This is a genomic window from Nonomuraea solani (assembly GCF_900108335.1).
Lineage (GTDB): Bacteria > Actinomycetota > Actinomycetes > Streptosporangiales > Streptosporangiaceae > Nonomuraea > Nonomuraea solani.
Map to the genome: position 1 here is coordinate 93,840 of NZ_FNVT01000026.1, position 13,379 is coordinate 107,218.

Here is a 13,379-nt window from a genome sequence, read left to right on the forward strand (position 1 = left end):
CCAGCGCATCCCGGCGCTGGCGACATCCCCCGAAGGAAGGACAGCCCTGTCATGAACAACGCCCAGCGGCATCCCGCCACCGGCGCACCACCCGCACAGGTCCCGGCCGCACTACAGGCGATCACCGAGCAGGCCCGGCAAACCTGGCAGCGTCACCTCGACGACATCGTCCGGCGACTGGGCCGGGGCGAGCGGCTGACTGCCGAGCAGATCTTCGACACGCTGCGCGCGCAGACCGTGTGCACGTGGTGGCGGCTGCTGGTCCGGCACCTCGAGTACGCCGATGGCGGAGGGTTGCGTCCGGCTCAGGCCGTGGCCAGGTTCGTCTCCTGGATCACGCCCTACCTCGACGACCCCACCCCACCGGAGTCCAGCCGGGCCGCACACGCGGGCGGGCAGGACGGCGAACTCGAGCCCGCGTTGGCCCACCTCGACCACAGCCTCGCGCTCATCCGGCAAGGCGCCGCCCGCACCTTCCTCGCCCAGGCCGAGACACTCGTGCCGGCCTCCATCACGAAGCAGTCACCGAGCGCTTCGGCCGGGCAGGAGGCCACGGCATGACCCGCCGCCGCACCGTCACCGGCGAGCCCCGGTTTCCCTTCCCGGCGTCTCCGCTTCTGGACGGGCCGGAGCCCGGGCGGACGGACAGCTCGCGGGTGGAGTTCTTCCAGATGCTCGGCTGGCGCTGGGATATCACCGAGGCCAAGAGGATCACTCAGGGCCGGGCCCCGGATGGGTGGATCGTGCCCGAGCGGTGGGCGGCCATGATCCAGCTGATCGCCATCGACGCCGAGCACGCATACCGGGTGGATCTGTCCGAGCCGTTGATCATGGCCAGGGTCCCGAACGGCGGCATGCTGATCATCGACGGCTGGCACCGCCTGTGCAAAGCCGTGGCCCTCGGGGTTGCGGAGCTGTCCGCCGTGATCCTCACCGAAGAGGAGGAGCTCGCCTGCCGGATCTTCGACGGCCAAGAGGACGACGACAAGGAGGAGACGGAGGAAGAGGGCGACATGCCGGACGAGGACATGTTCGGTAGCGCCTGATCCGGTGGCGTAGGGGGTGCGCCCCGTCCAGCACAGAGAAAGTGCGCTGGCCGGGGCACACCTCCTCTGCCACCGGGTCTCATGACGTTAGCGGCTTAGCTGTCCCCCATACACATAGGTGCCCGCCTTGATCTGCGCGATGATCTTCTTCACGTCTTTAGGTGGGCCCAACGGCGGGCTGGTGGCGGGGGCCGGTCCGAGCGGGCTGAGGTGGGGGGCGGGCTTGTTCGCCTCGGGCTTGGGCTTGATCCTGTTGACGAGGGGGCCGCCGCCGTCGGGGGCGTCTGCTGGGCTCGGGTAGAGGGTGTGGCCGATGAGCCGCAGCACGGACTCGATGGGCCGCAGGTAGTCGAGCAGGCTGGTCTCGTCGTCGTCGGACAGGGTGGGGTCGTGGGGCCGGTTGCGGTTGCGCAGCTCGACCTGTCCGGCCTTGGCGAGGTGGTCGTAGAGGCGTCCCTCGAGCCATCCGGCTTCGCTGCTGTTCAACGTTTCGTCGTCGTTGGATTCGTAGCGGATGAGCAGGGCCCGGTACCAGTGGGCGCGGTCTTTGAGCTGTTGCAGGACGCGGTGGCGCAGTCCGGGGGTGGTGGCTTTGCCGACGTAGGCGCCCCACCGGCCGTCGCGGTTGGGCCGGTCGAGCAGGAGGTAGGCGCCGGGCACGTTCCAGCCTCGTTCGAGGCGGTTGGCGTGGTCGCGGTCGAGCAGGAGCATGCCGGCGACTTTGTGCTTGGCTCGGATTTTCATCGGGTTGTTCAGGTCGTCGGAGAGGCTGACGACAAGCTGGGACGGGGCGAACCGCATCGCGCACACGGGGGTGTTCCTTTGACTGGCGCTGCCGAAGGTTTCCCGGAAAGTATCGGTCACATCGCTCTGTGTGACCACGAGTTTCGGGAGAAACGTGCAGCTCACCCGCCGATGCTGTTGCGGCCCCGGGTTGGGGCACCATGTCGCTGGCCTGCCGTGGCCATGGCTCGGGGGTGTGGGCGGGCCCGTTCGCGGCCCATGATGGCCGTATGGCGGCCGGTAGGGGCGGGGCCGTCCGGTGTCATGACATCGGGGCTGTCCGGGGCCGTCCGGTGCCGTGGCGCGGCGGCCCGGGGCTGTTGCTGTGGCGTCCGGTCAGCGTGGGTCGGGTCGGCCGGTGGCGGGCTGGCCAGCGGTGGGGTGGGCGATGGGGCGGGTGAAGCTGATCAGGTTTCCGCGCCGGTAGGGGCCTATCTGGACGACGGTGTGCCGGTTGGGTGCGTGGATCATCTGTCCGTCGCCGATGACGAGGCCGACGTGTCCGGGGCCGTCTGCTTCCATGCGGAAGAAGACGAGATCGCCGGGCTGTTCCTGACCGGCTGGGATGGGTGGCCCGTGCCGCCATTGGTCGGCGGCGACGCGGGGGATCGAGATTGCGGCGGCTTGGTAGGCGCGCATGGTCAGCCCGGAGCAGTCGAAAGCGTCAGGCCCTTCGGCTCCCCACACATACCTTTTGCCGAGTTGAGCATGCGCGTACGCGAGTACGGCGGCGATGCGCTCACCGGGGATGAGCGGGACGCAGGTCCCGGAGAAGGCGTCAACGGTGCGTTGGGCGAGGGCCTCCCACCGGGCGTAGGCGTCGGGGTGGCCGGAGCGCTGGACGGCTTGCGCGGCCTTGGTAAGTGCGAGCCGTTCCCAGCGTCGCACTTTGACCAGGCGCTGGTAGAAGGTGATGGTGGCGTGGCGGGGGTCGAGGACCTGCTCGGATGTTCCCCAGCCCTGCGAGGGGCGCTGCTGAAACAAGCCCAGGCTGTCGAGGTGGCCGTAGTGCACATTGCGTAGCTGGGATTCTTGCAGGGCGGTGGCGACCGCGATGACGCCTGCCCGCGCGGGCAGGCCGCGCTCCATGGCGACCTGGATGATGAGGGCAGCGTTGGCCTGCTGCTCGACGTCCAAGGTCAGCGTGGAGGCCACGCCGGTCGATGGACCGGCCGCGACCGGCCCGCCCGTCGTGCTGCTCGTCGTCGCGGGTGTGATCGCGCAGGCCAGGCCACCGGGTGTGCCGGAGCCGGTGAGGATGCTGGTGGGGGCTGCGATGAACGCGCAGATGATGAGCAGCAGCAGGGCGGCGCCGGCCGCGATGGCCTTCACTTGTTCTCGGTCTCGTCCTCGGCGGCGAAGATGCGGTCGAGGAGTTCGTCGTCGTGGTCGTCGGTGCTGGCGGGTTGTTCGGGGTTGCGGCCGAGGGTCAGGTGGGGCCAGCCTCGGTTGAGGTTGGCCAGCCGTATCCGTGTCTGCCCTGCCCTGGCTGGGGCGGGGAGCCAGACGGGACCGGCGGGGCCGTCGCCGTGGGTGGTGTGGACGGCGGTGGCGACCGGGAGGTCGCTGCTGGCGAGGAGTTTGCGCAGGTTGGTTTCTCGGGCGGGGTTGGGCAGCCAGAACAGGATGGGGGTGGTGATACCGGTGGCGTCGGTGAGGTTGCGGTAGTCGTGCAGTTTGTCGGCGACGCGTTTGAGGGTTTCGGTGCCGGTGTCGTGTTCGAGGAAGAAGTCGATCTGGTGGCCGTTGTCCTGCCAGCAGCCGTAGGCGTCCGGGCGGGCCAGGTCGCCCCACTGCTTGGCGCATTGCCGTTCTGACAACCAGGCCCGCACGGCGGCGTGCGGGGTGTGGCGGGCATGGTGGTGCAGGTGGGAGAAGAAGTCGTTGACGCCGACCTGATGGTTCAGGCGTGAGGAGACGGCGATGGGGATGTCGGGGTTGTAGCCGAGTTCTTTGAGCGTGGTGCCGTGGCGGGCGGCCAGGGCGGCAGCTCCGGCTTTGCCGAGGGCCCAGTGGATGGGGGCCGATCCTGAGCCGTATCCGGCCCAGGGGCGGAAGCGGGTGACGGCGTTGAGCTGGAGCAGGATGGTCATGCGGGCGCGGGTGGCTTGGGCGATGGTGAAGAAGATGCGCTGTAGCTGGTGGGTGGTCAGGACGCGGTGGTGGTGCAGGTGGTCGAGGATCTGGTAGTCGCGTTCGGTCAGCCTGGCGGCGAGCGTCATCAGCGCGGTGTGGTCGAGCCGGGGCTGGGCTGCCGGGATGGGCTGAATGGTGAACCGGGACAGCTTGCGAGCTGCCGCTTGACGGGTGGCGGGCTGCTTCGCCGGCTGCTTGGCCGGCTGGCAGGTGCACGAGCAGCCGCAGGGCTTATCGGACATGGACATGGTGAACCTCCGTGAAGTGGTTGAGCAGGACATCGGTCGGGTCGTTGGGTCAGGAGCGGCTGGATGCTGAGGGTGCGCCGGGGTCGCCTTCGTGAGAGGCGTGGCCGGGTGCTGTGCTTGCGGTTGGTTCGGATGCCTGGCCCTGGCCTATGTGCCGGGTGACTGTCGGTCCGGTGAACCGCTGGCGGGATGCTTGGCGGATCTCTTCTGCGCGGCCCTCGATCACCAAGGGGAGGGGTCGGGTGCGCAGGGTGAAGGCGGAGGTTTGCTGGCCGTTGATGATGAGGCGGGCGGCGGCTTGGTAGGCGCCGAGGTGGGTGAGGTCGTGCGGGCTGATCAGCGGCGCGGTGTGGTGTTTGAGCTCGGCGGCGTCTTTGGGTGAGGCGTTGAAGTAGATCTTGTTGCGGGCGTCGGCGGACAGGGCTTCGCGCAGATCGCTCGGGAGCTGGTCGAGATGCTGGTGGGCCAGAACAAGCGAGAGCCGATAGCCGCGCGCCTCGGCCAGCACGTCGTTGACGTGGCCGGGCAAATGCAAGAAATTGTGACACTCATCGATCACCAGTGACGCGTCCGGCCGGTCGGCCTCGGACAGGTGTGAGCGGCGGGTGGCGGCTTGCCAGGTGTGGGCGAGCAGGATGGAGCCGAACAGCCGGGCCGCGTCGTCACCCAAGACGCCCTTCGGGAGCCGGGCCAGGACGAGGCCGCCTCGGTCGAGGAGCCGGCCGATGGGGACGGTGGTGTCCGGGCTGGCCAGTGCCTGCCGGACGAACGGGCGGAGCAGGACCGCGCGGAGTTTGTTCATGACGGGGCCGATGACGGTGGCTTGTCCGGCTGGGGTGAGGGCTTGGTAGGAGTCCCAGAAGCCGGTCAGCAGTTCATCGCGCAGCTCGGCCGTGGTGCGGGCGCGGAACGCCGCGTCGGTGAGCAGCCGGGGCACGTCGGCCAGGGTGGCTTTGCGGCCCAGGACGTGCGTGAGGGTGAGGCAGGTGGAGCGGAGCAGGTCATCCACCCGCGGTCCCCAGGCGGAGGAGAAGCAACGGTGGAAGATGGTCACGACGGAGTCGACCGCGAAGGCCGGATCATGCCCGGCGAGAATATTGATCGACGGTGGCGGGGCCGCGTCTTGCGGGTCGAACACGACCGTCTTGCCGATGGCTCGCTGCGGGAGTCGGTTGAGGATGTCGGTGACCAGGTCACCCTTGGGGTCGATGACCAGGGCGCCTCGGCCTGCTGCGGCGTCGGCAAGGACGAGGTTGGCGAGCAGGGTGGATTTGCCGACGCCGGTGCCGCCGAGCACGTGCGTGTGGTGCCGTCCGTCGGCCACCGGTAGTGCGACGGGCCGCCGTGGGCCGCTGTCGGCGTCGCCGAGGATGCGGGCGGTGCCGCCCCCGGTGGTGCGGGGTATGGCCGGGGACGGGGCGATGGGGCGGGCTCCGGCGCGGGTGATGCCGGGGGCGTCGATGTCCCAGGGCAGGTGGGCGAGCGCGGCCAGCTCGGTGACGGACAGCAGGTAGCCGCCGTCGAGGCGGCGGGAGCCGATTGCGCGGCCGGGCCGCCGGAGGCGGGCTCGGCGCAGGTACTGGTGGCCGCCGGTGAACAGGGCGAAGACGCCGGCCAGGGTGTGTGCCTCGCCTCGTAGCCAGCCGCGGACCAGAGCAGAGGCGCTTGTGCCGTTGTGGTTGCTGGTTGCCGAGGTGCTTGCGGAGCCGGGTGCGCGGCTGGTGGCGACGGCGTAGCGGATGGCGACGGTGTAGCGCGGCTGACCGGCCTTGGCCAGGATGGTGCGGATCTGTTCGGCGCGTTCGGGGAAGTCACGGGCCAGATCGCCCGTGCGGTGGTGGTCGCGGCTGCTGGTGGGCAGGGGCAGGATCGCGTCGAAGACGCGGCCGAGGTGGTGGCGGCTGCCGCCGCCGCGCAGGTGGGCGGCTGCCTGGTAGGCGTGCCGCAGCCGTCTGCCGGTGGTCGGCCGGGCCAGGATCTGGACGACGGCGTGCTCGCCGTCGCGCAGTCCGCCCATGGCTTCCAGCAGGGAGCGGACGGGGTCATGGTCGTGGTCGGTCTTGAGCGGGAAATGCTCGGGCGCGGCCAGGACCAGTCGCCCGCCCGCGACCTCCGCCCCCATCGGGAGGGGCGAGGCGGCAGGGCTGGTGGTGGTAGTCGCGCCCGGCCAGGCGGCCTGGATGGCCTTCTCCACGATGCCGGGCGGGATGCTGCCGGGCACCCACAGGCGGATGCGGACTCCGGCGTCGCTGCCGCAGTACTCCCACACCAGATGCGGCTGGCCGGTGAAGAAGCGTTTCCACGCGGGCCGCAGGAGCCCGACGAGCTGGCGCCACAGCACCACGGCGCCCTCGGGATCGCTGCGCGGTGGGCTGGAGATCTCGATGAGCCGGGCTTGGGGTGCCATGTCGGCGTGCTGCAGCCAGCCGAGCAGGTACCGCACCACAGCAGCCACTGCCCACACCACCCCGACGGCCGCCGCGAGGCGGGGGCCGTAGGTGAGGGCGAGTTTGGGCAGCCGGGCGGGTAGCTCGGCCAGGAAGTCCAGGGTTTCCCGAACGTCTCGTTCGTCGATGCCGCACAGCAGGCACGGCTCATCCTTGCTGGGTGTCGGGTTGGGCGTCATAGCGGGTCGCTCTCCTCGTTGTCGTTCTGGCTGGTGGTGATCTCGGTGAAATCGGGCGGGCCGGGTGGTGGCGCGGCGTGCGCCTGGAGCAGGCGGGGCTGATCGTGCTGACCAGGCAGGTCGAGTTCGGCGAGGACCTTCGGGTCGGTCGTGGCCAGCGCCTCCTCCGAAGGCGAAGCGACAATGCTCAGAGCGGTCCGACGCGCGGGGCCTGCGACCAAGAGCGCCTCGCCACGCTCGGCGGTGAGCAGGAACTGGCGCTCGCCGTCGGTCAGGTCGAAGGCGTCGCCGACCGCGCCGATGGCCTGCGGGGCTTGGCGCAGCAGGATCTGGCCGGCGGCGTTGGCCACGATCGCCTGGCCCAGTTCCGAGCCGAGCAGGTCGGCGGCGTCCTGGGTGACGACGGCGAGCCCGGCCCAGTGCTTGCGGGCTGCTTTCGCCATCCGGAACAGGAAGCGGGCGCCCTCGGGCTCCTTCATCAGCAGCCAGGCCTCGTCCACCACAACGAGCCGCTTGCGGCGGTCGCGCGGGTTGGCCACCCGCCGCCAGATGGCATCCAGCGCCAGCAGCGTGCCGACCGCTTTCATCTCTTCGGGCAGGTCGCGCAGACAGAAGACGGTCAAGTGCCCCGAGGGGTGAGTGGTGGTGGGGCCATCGAACAGCTCGCGGTAGGAGCCCGTCACGTAGGGGGCGAACTGCACGGCCAGCTCGGCCTCCGGGGAATCGGCTGCTTGTCCGCTTCCGGTCAGGGTGGCGACCAGATCGGCCAGGAGCGGTGCGGGCCTGCTCCAGGTGGCGGGTTCACGGGTGATCCCGGCAGCCTGGTAGGTGGCGATGATCGCGGAATCCAGGACCGCGCGTGTCTGCGCGGTGAGCGGTGCGCCACCGAGCATGGTGGCGCACAGGGTTTGCAGGAACATGGCCCGCCGGGACAGCACGTCATCGTGGGGGCCGTAGCTGGCGGGCAGGTCGAAGGGGTTCCAGCGCACCCCGGCGGCGCCGAGCCGCAGGCAGGTGCCGCCGACCGCGCAGGCGAGGCGCGCGTATTCGTCTTCGGGGTCGGCGACCGCGACCTCGACCCCTTGATAGAGCAAGCGGAGGGCTTCGAGTTTGGTGAAGAAGCTCTTGCCAGCGCCGGAGCGGGCCAGGACGACGGAGTTGTGGTTGTCCTGGGCGAAGCGGTCCCACACGACGACGCCGGAGCTGGTGGCGCTCAGCCCGTACAGCACCCCGGTCTCGCCGACGGTCGTGGCGAGGTCGGGCGAGGTGAACGGGAAGGCCGCGGCCAGCGCCGTGGTGTTGAACGTGCGTGTGGCGTTGAGGGAGTCCACGCCCAAGGGCAGCGTCGTGGTCCAGCCCTGCAAGGCGCGGAACGTCGCCGGTTGGGCATCGAGCAGCAGCGATGATGCCAGCGCCCGGACGCGCTCCACCTCGGCGGCCAGCTCGGGTTCTGTGGCGGCGTGGATGGTGAGGTAGAGGCCGACCTTGAACAGGCGGCCGTGGCCTCGGGCGAGCTGGTCGGCCAGGTGGGTGGCGTCGTCGGCGGCGGCTTCGGCGGCGAAGTCGGCGAGCCTGCCATGCTGGGCGTCGGAGCGGCTGGCCGATTCCAGGCGGGCGAGCTGGCGGCGCAGCCGCATGGCCGCGACCTGCTGCGGGATCGGCTCGATGTGCAGGGAGACGTCGAGGTGGCCGGGGTAGGTGAGCAAGGGCTCGAGCCATCCTGCGCCGACCTCGCGCGGGTAGCCGGTGACGGCGAACGACGCGCAGACCGCGCTGGGCAACGTCAAGGTCCGGACGCCGACATGCGCCGACCCAGGGTGAGCGAGAGCGCTGGGCTGGTGGTCGCGGTTGCGGCGGCGTAGTTTCACGGTGTGCTCCCGGTGGTTGAGGTGATCAGTTCGTCGGGCAGGGCCTGGCCGAGCGGGTGCCGGCCGCCTGGGTCGAGGCACTCGGCCAGCGCCTGGCCGGCTTGGTCGGCGTCGAGGACGCGGGTGGCGATGCCGAGTGCGGCGAGGCTGCGTTCGGCTTCTGCGGCTCGGCGTAGGACGACGGCGGCGCTGGCGTCCCGGCGTACGGCGCGGCGTCCCTGGTGGGTGGTGGGGTGGTCGCGGAGTACGACGAGCACCTGCCGCATCAGCAGCTCGCGCGAGTCGTTCAGCTCGGCCAGGTAGTCGGCGTGTTCGCGGGCGGCTGCGGCCAGGGCGGCGTGTGGCAGCACCTGTGCCTGCTGTTCGATGGTCTCGATCAGGTCGGACAGGTCGGCGGGGCGGGCGCGGGCGAGGATCTGCACGGGCGCTTCGAGTGAGTTCAGCCACCGCCCGAACGCCCCGACCAGGGCCGTCTGTTCGCTGGTGGTGCGCAGGTGGAAGGACAGGGTGCTGGTCTCCACCAGTACCGCGACCCCTCCGTCAGCCAACTCGAGGGCGCCGTCGGTGCGGATCGCCCGCACCGGCAGGCGCAGCGGGGCGGGCAGCGTGCCTCGCAGGCGGCACCACCGGGGCGGCTCGGCGATCCCCTCGGGCGCCGATACGAGTCGTTTGCGGGCGCGGGTGTGGAGCAGGGCTGCCAGGGCGAAGCGGTCCAGGCTGAGTCCGTCGCGTCGGCCGAGCGCGATGGTCAGGCCGAGCGCCAGCAGCGGGAGCATGATGGCGGCCAGGATGATGACGGGCAGGAGCTGGTGGAACAGGTAGTAGATGGCGGCGGCGATGCCGCCGGTCAGGGTGATGATGAGGATCTGCCGGAAGCTCAGCCCATACATGATCTTGTCAGGGGAATTAAGATCGGCGGGAATGTTCATGATCAAGGGTTCGGGCTCGTTCACTGGCTGTCCTTCCTGCGCGTCTGGCGGGGTGGCGGGTCAAGGCGGAGCTGGAGTTGCCGGGGCCGGGCGGGTCGGGTGGGCATGCCGGGCAGCATGGGTTGCGCCCAGGGCGGGCGCGGGCGGATCCAGCGTCCGGTTGGCGGGGCCGGGGTGGGCGGTGTGGGTGGGCGTGCGGCGCGGGTGACTGGAAACGGCAGCGCCAGTTGGCGTCCCCGCGCGGCTGCCGATCCGGTCCGTCGCGAGCCCGATGGCGATGCAGCGGGTGGAAGATGGAGCGGCAACTGGAGTTGCTGGTGGCCGCGCGGTGCGGCCGGGGTGGGTGTGTTCACTGGTGGTGTTCCTGTCGTGGTGGTGGGTCCGCTGGTGGGCTGTGTTCCGTGTGGTCCGCCTCGTGGGCGAGGTGGTGCGGGGCCGCGCCGTGTGCCGCCTGCGGGGCCGGGCGGGCGGCGGCGTTGGCGCTGGTGCGTGGTTGGAGCGTTCCGGGTGGCGGTGCGGGCGGCCTTGCCGCTTCTGGTCAGGGCGGTTTTGGCCAGGCCGAGGGTCTTGTAGACGATCAGCGCTTTGACCAGGCGGCCGAGAAGCTGGGGTTGGGAGGGTTGCCAGACGGAGCGGGCGACCCAGCCGGGGATTTTGATCAGGATGAACAGCAGGCCGATCAGCACCAGGGCGTCGATGGCGCGCGTGACGATCGGTTTCACGGCGGCCAGGGCGGGGTCGCTGGCGGGGGTGGTGAAGGCGTCGGTGGCGTCGGTGAAGTACACCTTGAACGCCAGGATGAGGACCAGCGCCTGCAGCACTTGCATGATCAGGACGCCGGTGAAGGCGCGCCACCACAGCCGGGCGATGTGCTCGGTCTGCGGCAGCGCGTGGCACAGCAGCGCCAATGGCGCGGCGATGATCAGGAACAGCAGCAGCGCGATGCGGACGATCGCGATGAAGGCCAGGATGAGGCCCATCACCACGGCCAGGCCGATCATCCAGATCAGGAACATCTGCGGCGCCTGCAACTGCCCCAGCGGGTTGGCCAGCTTGTTGGCGAGCAGGTCACCGGCCCGCCGCCCGTCCACCCCGTCCTCAAGCAGCGCGCCGACCAGACCGTTGGCCAGATCGATGGCGTACTCGCAAAGGGTGAGCGAGAAGTTGAGTCCGATGGCGGCGACCACCACGCGCGGGATGACCTCGGCAGCGGTGGTGGAGCTCTGCACGCTGCCGTACGCCATCACGATCACACCTGCGGCCAGCACGAACAGCGCCAGCAGCGCGTTGGCCACCACCCGCACATGCGCCGACAGCTCCTGAACCCGCGCCACCATCGAGGGCGGCGGCGAGGACAGCAGCAGGGTGCCGACGGTTTGGAAGGCGGGCTGGATGGCCTCGGTGACGATCAGGCCGAACCAGCCGTTCAACGCCCGGTTGATCTTGCAGCCGAAATCCAGCCACCCGCACTCCTCCGCCTGCCCGGCTTGCTCGGGTTCTGGTGCCGGAGTCGGTTTCGAGAAGGGAGCCGTGGGCTCGGTGCTCGGGATCGGCTGGACCGGTGGCGTCAGCATCGGCCCGGTCGGTGCCGTGGGCGTCGAGGCCGGTCTCGGCGCGGGCGTGGCGGGCGGTGCGGGTTGTGAGTTGGCCGTGGGCGAGGGTGCGGGTGGCTCGGGTTCTGCGGCAGCCGACGTGGCCGTAACGGTGAGGGTGATGGCGATGATCGTGAGGATCCGCGCCATGCCACGCCAGGCGATGGCCAGGAGCATGCCTGCCCGGTGCAGGCGCGGTGGTGGGTGGCGGGTCACGGTCAGGCTCCGACGATGCTTTTGAGGATGGTGACGAAGAGCGGCGCCAGGACGGCGATGCCGTAGCCGAGGGCGGCGTAGCGCAGGGTCTTCTTGGCCGCTTCGACTTCGCCGGGGTCGCCGCCGGCCAGGATGTAGCGCACCCCGCCGACGGTCAGGAACAGGGTGGCGAGGGCGACGAGTAGGCCGACGATGACGTTGCGCAGGTTGTCGATCACCGCGTTCAGTGAGGCGGGCGCGGCCAGAACCTGACCGGAGAAAGAGACGGCGGCAGGGCTGGAGATGCGGGTGGTGGCGGCGTGGGCGATGGCGTATTCGACCAAGATGCCCAGGACGATGCCGCCGAGGATGGTCACGGCGATGAGCAGGACTTTGCAGCTGTGGGCCTGGGACGATGGGCTGGTGTGGCGCTGGCGGGATGTCATGTGCTGTCTCCTGGAACGGGTTGGGCTGGGTGTGTTGGGTGGTGCGGGTGAGGTGGCGGCGCGGAGGTGCCGGGCCCGGCGCGGGGCCGGTGGGCGTCCTCCTTCGGCGAGTGAGTGTGGGTGGGCTGGGCCGGGTGACAGGGACCGGTGACCAGGTACGGGTCCCGCTGCCGGGCCGGGCGCCTTCCGCGCTGCCTTCTCAGTGGTTAAAAGACCTGGGTGAAAGGCCGAGTTAGGACATCGGGGCCAGCGGATTTTGCGTGATCTTTGCTGGCCGCGCGCCGTCGACCCTGGTGCGATCGCTACAGGCTGCTGGACAGCTCGCCGGTCTGGAGGGCCTGGTGGAGGGCGGTTTCGGCGCGCTGTCGGCGCTTGAGCGCGGTGCAGTAGAGCAGGCCGCGGCGGCGGCAGTAGGAGCTGAGCGCGATGCCCTCCAGCCGGGTGGCGGCGATCAGTTCCGCCTCCTGCTCGGTGATGATCTGCTGGGCGACGGCTTGGGCCAGGAGCAGGTCCGGGTGGCCGGTCGGGTAGGCGAGCGTCCGCTGGTGGCCGCCTTCGGCCCGGTCGGTGAGGTCAGGGTCGGCCAGCGGGTGCGGCTGGCCGGTGGCGTGGGCGCGCAGGACGGCAATGCGGGTCAGCCGCGACAGCCGCAGCAGCGGGTGTGACCAGGTCAGATTCACCCGGCACAGGGCTTGCATGTAGGCCGCCAGGACGTCGGCTTCCAGGTCCTCACGGTCCATCCGTTCGGCTGGGATGGTGTCGGCGAGCGCTGCGATGAGGCGGCGCAGCATCGGGATGGCCAGGGTGACGGCGGCGACCATCCACGCTCCTCGCTGGGTGCGGGCCTGCTCGATGAGGTGCCGCCACACGTGGTCGCGGGTGGTGCGGGAGCAGGACGGGTGCAGCAGCATCGCGCGCAGCTCGTGGAGCGGGATCAGCCGGGCCGGAAGCTCGTGCCCGAGCAGTGCGCCGTCGGCCGACAGCGGGTCCGGGCCGCGCATGAGCAGGTTGAAGGCGTGCTCGGCCGCATCCAGCGGCAGCGCCCCGCCCAGACCCAGATGGGCGTCGAGGAGATCGGACGCCTGGCTGTGGTGCGCGTCGTCTGCGTCGAGGCCGCCGGTGGACAGCGCTTCAGCCGGGGCCGGGCGGGTCCTGGGCAGGTGGGGCGGGGTCGGGCCGGTAGCGGCCGGACGGTCGGCGGCTGGGCCGGTGATGGTCTCGCTGGCGCTGGCCGCATCGGTGGTGTCGGTGGCGAGGCGGATCGAAGGGTGAGACAAGGCGACGCTCCCGAGAAGGCGTGGTCGGTTCGGACGTCGCCATGGCGCCACAGCGCCCAGACAGAAACCGGGCAGGAACCGGGCAGGAAATGATCAGACATCGGGCACGGCAAAGATCACTCCAGCTTCCGGTCACGCTCCGAACCCACGGGTGACCTGCGAAAACACTGAGGAGTGGGAGTTTGCGCCCGTCGAGAAGCACGAAGACAGGATCCAGGGCATCGAACTAAGAA

Annotated in this window: 11 protein-coding genes; 2 read left to right on the top strand and 9 right to left on the bottom strand. The window is 70.3% G+C overall.

Going from position 1 to position 13,379, the window contains the following annotated elements; genetic code table 11:
- Positions 1-51: 51 nt before the first annotated feature.
- On the top strand, positions 52-561 hold the full coding sequence (locus tag C4V41_RS51730) for a hypothetical protein (RefSeq protein WP_103963452.1): 510 nt from the start codon (positions 52-54) through the stop codon (positions 559-561).
- Positions 558-1,046, top strand: a complete 489-nt coding sequence (locus C4V41_RS51735) for a hypothetical protein (protein ID WP_103963453.1) — start codon at positions 558-560, stop codon at positions 1,044-1,046. The genes C4V41_RS51730 and C4V41_RS51735 overlap by 4 nt, the downstream gene beginning before the upstream one ends.
- Before the next feature lie 87 nt (positions 1,047-1,133).
- Here the strand turns inward: C4V41_RS51735 and C4V41_RS51740 are convergent, their stop codons facing one another.
- The 9 genes from C4V41_RS51740 to C4V41_RS51785 form a co-directional block, all read right to left on the bottom strand.
- Positions 1,134-1,856, bottom strand: coding sequence for a GIY-YIG nuclease family protein (locus C4V41_RS51740; RefSeq protein ID WP_146104128.1), 723 nt, complete (start codon positions 1,854-1,856; stop codon positions 1,134-1,136).
- A gap of 309 nt (positions 1,857-2,165) precedes the next feature.
- Positions 2,166-3,161: a C40 family peptidase gene (locus tag C4V41_RS64920; RefSeq protein WP_103963455.1), complete on the bottom strand. Its 996-nt coding sequence runs from the start codon at positions 3,159-3,161 to the stop codon at positions 2,166-2,168.
- Positions 3,158-4,213: a replication-relaxation family protein gene (locus tag C4V41_RS51750; protein WP_160150691.1), complete on the bottom strand. Its 1,056-nt coding sequence runs from the start codon at positions 4,211-4,213 to the stop codon at positions 3,158-3,160. The genes C4V41_RS64920 and C4V41_RS51750 overlap by 4 nt, the downstream gene beginning before the upstream one ends.
- Before the next feature lie 49 nt (positions 4,214-4,262).
- Entirely contained in the window at positions 4,263-6,839 is a 2,577-nt protein-coding gene (locus C4V41_RS51755; RefSeq protein WP_103963457.1) for a type IV secretory system conjugative DNA transfer family protein, read from the bottom strand.
- Entirely contained in the window at positions 6,836-8,707 is a 1,872-nt protein-coding gene (locus tag C4V41_RS51760) for a VirB4 family type IV secretion system protein (protein ID WP_103963458.1), read from the bottom strand. The genes C4V41_RS51755 and C4V41_RS51760 overlap by 4 nt, the downstream gene beginning before the upstream one ends.
- Positions 8,704-9,660, bottom strand: coding sequence for a PrgI family protein (locus C4V41_RS51765; protein ID WP_103963459.1), 957 nt, complete (start codon positions 9,658-9,660; stop codon positions 8,704-8,706). Before C4V41_RS51765 ends, C4V41_RS51760 begins: the two co-directional genes overlap by 4 nt.
- Positions 9,657-11,405 carry a hypothetical protein gene (locus C4V41_RS51770; protein WP_160150692.1) on the bottom strand — a complete coding sequence of 583 codons (1,749 nt, stop codon included), beginning with the start codon at positions 11,403-11,405 and terminating at the stop codon, positions 9,657-9,659. Before C4V41_RS51770 ends, C4V41_RS51765 begins: the two co-directional genes overlap by 4 nt.
- Before the next feature lie 41 nt (positions 11,406-11,446).
- Entirely contained in the window at positions 11,447-11,869 is a 423-nt protein-coding gene (locus C4V41_RS51780) for a pilin (RefSeq protein ID WP_200824842.1), read from the bottom strand.
- A 302-nt stretch (positions 11,870-12,171) separates the two neighbouring features.
- Complete coding sequence (locus tag C4V41_RS51785; protein ID WP_160150693.1) at positions 12,172-13,146, bottom strand: hypothetical protein; 975 nt, start codon at positions 13,144-13,146, stop codon at positions 12,172-12,174.
- Positions 13,147-13,379 lie beyond the last annotated feature (233 nt).